The 376-nt window shown below is 60.6% G+C and carries 1 pseudogene; it reads left to right on the top strand.

Annotation, left to right across the window (positions count from 1 at the left end):
- Positions 1 to 25: 25 nt before the first annotated feature.
- A pseudogene (locus tag AC1D0P_RS31845) lies at positions 26 to 376 on the top strand (hypothetical protein); the annotation flags it as partial.

Below are 376 nucleotides of genomic sequence, written 5' to 3'. Positions count from 1 at the left end.
ATCCTATACCGTTCATACAGGCAAATTGCTGGCCGGCGTCGAGATCCAGGCGACAATATTCGAAAATCTCCGGCGAAACCTGTCCGTCGTCCATCCGGGCTGGATCGGAGGCTTGCCGCTGCTGTTCGGCGCCTGTGTGTTGGCGGCTGCTGTCTCCGTCGGGTCTCCCGGCTGGCGCACCGTGACGGCCGGGCTGCTCGCCTTGTTCCTGCTGGCTGCGATCAGCGGCGCCGGCTTGTGGTTCACTTATGTCTTCGTCTCGCCGCTTGGTGCAATGGTTGCCTATCTCGCTGTTGCAGCGACCCAGGCCGCATTCGACTATGCCGAGGAACGTCAGAATCGAAAGCAGATCATCCGGGCGTTCTCGCAATATCTC

The sequence above is a fragment of the Polaromonas sp. P1_G2 genome, from assembly GCF_056405515.1.
The sequence above is the reverse complement of the archived record's forward strand: the minus strand, read 5'-3'. Positions and strand labels throughout refer to the sequence as shown.